Consider the following 5,738-nt stretch of genomic DNA (forward strand, 5'->3'; position numbering starts at 1 on the left):
CATTTTAATGCTCAGGATAATGGCTGTGATGGTGATCACGGGTATTATAACGCTGGCAGGAAAGGTCTCTTCTCCAATACGGTGCATGGCAATTATTTTTGCCGAAAGTGCCACCATCAACAGTGACAGAAAGACCAGGTAAACGGTTCCGAACATCAATCCTGCCGGCGTTCTCCGTTTGAGCATTATCCCGATAATGAGGGAAGCAGGAAGCAATAATGCCAGGTCGAAGCCCTGAACAATGAGTGTGGTATAGTGTTGCGTAGCTCTGGGAATAATGGTGCCTTCAATCAGGGGCGGTACCACTACCGATAACCACAATAAGGCGATAAGCAGGGCGTTGATAATTAAAAAGTTACCTGCACTCCTTGTCGGTGTTTTTTTAGAAAACCAGTTTGGAAGTTCATTGATGGACATGACTGGCAACGTGAGTAGGAAAATAAAAAACGTGCAGCCAAGGAGTGCCACATAAATCAAAAACATGGAATTAAAAGTGCCCATAGTCAGATAAAACAGATAGGTAACGAGAAAATACGCCTGTACACCTGCCAGTAAAAACCGGCCTTTGAGTGAATTTCTGCGAAATGCCCGCAATGCGAGAATCAATAGCGGAATTCCGATAAGAAGGGTGACAAAATCCTGGGCAATCCCCTGCGGTGCTACATCGGCCGACATGTGACGATAGATACCTTCACCATAAATTTCAACCTGGAAACCACGCACCGATTCATGCACCCAGGGACCGGGACCTTTTTTGGATAATATCCCGGATAAAGTTGCTATGGCCGCCAGGGCGGCTACTACATAAGTCAAAATGGTAATAATGGTCTTGTCCGTGTTTTTCGCTGTTTCAGGGTTCATTGAGTATTATTTTTAAATGCCTGAACAAAGTTACAAACCATTCGTCAAAAAATGTGTTTAAATTTTAGCCTCTTTTCTCCTAAGGGTTCGTTATGAGATGTTCAAATTTCAAATAATAATATGCAATTGCTGAGGGGTTTAAAGCAGGAAATAGAAAACTATTTTCAAGTTAAATTTGATGAGGACGCTTGAATTTTACCGATGGTTGAGCATCGTAAAAATTTAGATATTTTTGTATCATGAATTCTTAGCATGTTGCCTTCTATTCTTCAGACAGGCAGTCAGGCATTTGATAATCAGTTAATAAAAGACACTAAAGATAATATGGAGCGCATACCTTTCACACATCTTCACGTTCACTCTCAGTATTCTATACTCGATGGTGCTGCCAGTGTCGGCGACCTCGTGGCCAAGGCTAAAAATGACGGGATGAAGGCACTTGCTCTCACCGATCACGGGACCATGTTCGGAATTAAAGAGTTTTTTGATACATGCCGGAAAAACGGGATCAAGCCCATTCTCGGATGTGAAACCTATGTTGCCGCGCGTACCATTCACGATAAAACCGACAGTAAGCTTGACGGACGGGGCGATCATCTTATTTTGCTGGCGAAAAACCGGACGGGCTACAGAAACCTGCTTAAGCTGATATCGATTGCCAACATTGAGGGGTTTTATTACAAGCCCCGGATTGACAAAAATCTGCTTGAACAGTATCACGAAGGAATTATTGTTACTACGGCCTGTATTGGAGGCGAAGTTCCGCAGAAGATTATTGCCGGAGATATTGATGGTGCCAGAGAGTCCATTCTTTGGTTTAAAAGGGTTTTTGGAGACGATTTTTATCTCGAGTTACAGCGTCATCCTGCCGAAGACCCTGTGTTAAGAAAGGAAGTTTACGAGAACCAGATTCTTGTTAATAAGGCCTTGCTTGCTTTTTCGAAAGAGTTGGATGTTAAAGTGATCGCTGCCAATGACGTACATTTTACCGATGCCGAAGATGCCGAGGCGCACGATTTGCTTATTTGCCTGAATACCGGTAAAGATTTCGATGACGAGAAGCGTATGCGTTATACCAAGCAGGAATGGTTCAAAACCACTGCCGAAATGAACGAGCTTTTCAGCGATGTTCCGGAAGCTTTGCAGAATACAATGGAAATTGCCGATAAAGTCGAAGAATACGACCTGAACTCTGCCCCCATCATGCCCTTTTTCCCTATTCCATCTGACTTCGGGACTTTTGAAGGGTATAAAGAAAAATATCCGGAAGAAGCTCTTCGCGAAGAGTTTGGAGACAGATACGATGCTTTGGGAGGAGACTACGAACACCTGATACGTGTTAAGCTTGAGTCGGACTATCTGGCTCATCTTACTTACGAGGGGGCTAAAGACCCGTCGCGATATGGCGATCCTATTCCTGATGACGTTAAGGAACGTCTCGACTTTGAGCTGAATACGATTAAAACCATGGGTTTCCCTGGTTATTTCCTTATTGTTCAGGATTTTATCAATGCAGCCCGCGATATGGGTGTCCTGGTCGGTCCGGGTCGCGGTTCTGCTGCGGGTGCTGCAGTATCCTATTGCGTGGGGATTACCAATATCGATCCCATCAAGCACGATCTGCTTTTTGAGCGTTTCCTGAATCCCGATCGTATCTCTATGCCCGATGTGGACATCGACTTTGACGATGACGGCCGCCAGCTTGTACTTGATTGGGTAACCAAAAAATATGGTCAGGATAAAGTGGCTCATATCTGCACATTTGGAACCATGGCGGCCAGGCTGGCTATTCGTGATGTGGGGCGGGTACTGAAATTACCACTTCCCGACACCGATAAACTTGCCAAGCTTATACCCGAACGTCCCGGTACCAAACTTGCTAACGCCTATGATGAGGTGCTGAAAAGAGAACGGGATGCCGGCAGTCTCGAAGATGCCATCAAAAGAATTGACAATGAACTCAGGGCTGCCCGTAATGCAGGGAAAGGCAAGGAGGAAAGCAAACTGGAAGTTTACAAAATATTTGCCGAAAGGATGTTGGAGGCAAGAACCAACGGTGAAGATAAGGTGCTGAAGACCATGAATTTTGCCTGTACCCTCGAAGGTTCGGTACGGCAAACCGGTGTGCATGCCTGTGGTGTACTTATCGGAAGAGATCCCCTGGAGCAGCATATCCCGTTGATTCCTACCAAAGACGAGGAATTAATGACAACGCAATATGACGGGCGTTTTGTTGAAGCCATCGGCCTCCTGAAAATGGATTTTCTGGGTCTTAAGACGTTGTCTATCATTAAAGAAACTCTCGAAAATATTAAGCTGTCCAAAAATATCGATATAGATATTGAGAAGCTTCCACCCGATGACCCGGAAACTTTTGAATTATTCAGCCGGGGCGATACTACCGCCATCTTTCAGTTCGAGTCCCCCGGTATGAAAAAGCACCTGAGAGCGCTTCAGCCCAACCGGTTTGAAGACCTGGTTGCTATGAATGCACTTTACCGGCCGGGACCAATGGAATATATTCCCGATTACATTGCGCGCAAACACGGCAAACAGGAGATTAACTACGACCACCCTATGATGGAGCCTTTCCTGAAGGATACTTATGGCATTACGGTCTTTCAGGAGCAGGTGATGCTCCTTTCCCGGGCCCTGGCAGGCTTTACAAGGGGTGAGTCGGATTCGTTGCGGAAAGCGATGGGGAAAAAGCTGGCCGATCTGATGGCTAAGCTGAAAGTGAAGTTTTATGAGGGGTGTAAAAGGAACGAAGCGTTTCTTAAAGGCTGTAAGGAAGTCAATAAAGAACCTGATCAGCTTATAGAAAAGATATGGAAAGACTGGGAAGCATTTGCCAGTTATGCTTTCAACAAATCGCACTCGGTTTGCTATGCTTATGTGGCTTATCAGACCGGCTACCTGAAGGCCCACTATCCGGCCGAGTTTATGTCGGGTGTTTTAAGCCGAAACCTGAACGACATTACGAAGATAACCACTTTCATGGACGAATGCCGCCGGATGGGACTCGAAGTCCTTGGGCCTGACGTGAATGAAAGTTTCAGGAAGTTTACCGTAAACGCCGAAGGTGCCATACGTTTTGGAATGGCAGGTATTAAAGGTGTTGGTGCCGGTGCCGTGGAGGAGATCATCCGAAAACGTGAAGAAGGAGGAGCTTTTAAGGATATTTTTGATTTTGTGGAACGTGTGAACCTGCAAACGGTAAACAAGAAAAATCTTGAGGCATTGGCTGCTGCAGGTGCATTCGATAATCTGGGAGAAATTAACAGAGCCCAGTTTTTTGCTGTTAGCGATGGTGAAGAAGGCACCTTTATTGAGAGGTTGTTGCGGTATGGCAACCGCTTTCAGGCCGATAAAGCAAGCAATCAGGTGTCACTCTTTGGTGCCGCTGATATGACGGGTGCCGTAAAACGACCTTCAATTCCGAAAGTGCCTGAATTTACCAGTATTGAAAAACTGAAACGGGAAAAAGAGTTGATTGGGATTTATCTTTCGGCTCATCCGCTTGATCGTTTCAGGCTTGAACTCAAGCATTACTGTAATACGGAGCTAAGCGAACTGAGCGATCTTTCGGCTGTTAACGGAAGAAGTTTTATTGTCGGAGGTATGGTTACCGGAATCCGGCGCGGAGTTACCAGGGTCAAGGAAAACCCGTTCGCCATTATCACCATTGAGGATTATTCAGGGTCTTATGATTTTGCCCTTTTTGGACGCGATTACAACGATTATAGCAAATACCATACTGTCCCCGATGATGGCAGCATTTTCCTTCTGATAAAAGGAAAGGTACAGCCTAAAAAATATCGTCCCGATGAGTTGGAGACGAAGATAAACTCCATCTCTTTCCTGGACGATGTTCTGGAAAACCACGTGCGAAGCCTTTCTTTGAATGTTCCTGTCGATAAAATTACTGAAGAGCTGGTGAATGAACTGGCCAGCGTGATGCTTGATAATCGCGGCAATGTATCGTTAAGATTTCATGTTTTCGATCCCGTCAATGAGCATAACCGTGTGCAACTATTGTCACGTTCGGCACGAATTGACCTTTCTCAGAAAGATGTTCTTCAGTTTTTTGATGAACATCCTGAGTTGCAGATAAATTTGTCCTGAATGGGTTCTGAAAAAATATTTATATTTGAACAAGCACACTAAAAAGGTGTTGTTAATAGCAATAGTCAGTAACCATTTGCATGGCGTAAAGGCAGGAAGGTGAGAATGTAGAATGGCAGGATAGTAGCATGAGGGTTTGGCGCATGGAGAGGGGGATTTCGCTTCCAGTGGTCTTTGCTTTGGCTGTGGGGCCTTTAGATGAAGGTAACTTGGCGGCAAGCATAACACAGCAAATGGTACTTTATGGACAGACACTAATTACAGAAAAGGCTAATAGCCTTCAGGATAATTGAAATTAAATAATTGATATTTTAAAACTATTGAAATTATGACTGTTGAAGTAACCGATTCTAATTTTGAAGACGTAGTATTGAAGTCAGACAAACCCGTTTTGGTTGATTTCTGGGCCGAATGGTGCGGCCCTTGCAGGCTGGTGGCCCCTATTGTGGCAGAGCTTGCCGAGGAGTACAAGGACAAAGCGGTAATGGCCAAGATGGATGTGGACGGTAACCCCGAAACATCTGTAAAGTTCGGTATCCGTAACATTCCGACAATCCTGTTTTTTAAGGATGGCGAAGTTGTTGATAAACAGGTTGGAGCTGTTCCGAAGGCCGCGTTGGCTTCTAAACTGGATGCTATTCTTTAGAAATTAAAAATTTTTGAAAATAAGAAAAGGCCGGACAATTCAATGTTCCGGCTTTTTTTTGAATCGATGCAGCTAAATATTTAGCCTGCTTTATTCATAAGTTTCC

The 5,738-nt window shown here is 44.7% G+C and carries 3 protein-coding genes; 2 read left to right on the forward strand and 1 reads right to left on the reverse strand.

Annotated features, from left to right (window positions below; translation table 11 throughout):
• Positions 1 to 861: hypothetical protein (locus OQ5_RS0109390; protein WP_016777247.1), on the reverse strand; the 861-nt coding region annotated here is incomplete at its 3' end.
• Positions 862 to 1,113: 252 nt separating this feature from the next.
• Between OQ5_RS0109390 and dnaE the strand changes: the two genes are divergently transcribed.
• Both dnaE and trxA read left to right on the forward strand, forming a co-directional pair.
• Complete coding sequence (dnaE, locus tag OQ5_RS0109395) at positions 1,114 to 4,986, forward strand: DNA polymerase III subunit alpha (RefSeq protein ID WP_016777248.1); 3,873 nt, start codon at positions 1,114 to 1,116, stop codon at positions 4,984 to 4,986.
• A gap of 328 nt (positions 4,987 to 5,314) precedes the next feature.
• Entirely contained in the window at positions 5,315 to 5,632 is a 318-nt protein-coding gene (trxA, locus tag OQ5_RS0109405) for a thioredoxin (RefSeq protein WP_016777250.1), read from the forward strand.
• The last annotated feature ends 106 nt before the right edge of the window (positions 5,633 to 5,738 follow it).

The organism is Anaerophaga thermohalophila str. Valhall, assembly GCF_000250735.1.
GTDB classification, from domain to species: domain Bacteria; phylum Bacteroidota; class Bacteroidia; order Bacteroidales; family Marinilabiliaceae; genus Anaerophaga; species Anaerophaga thermohalophila_A.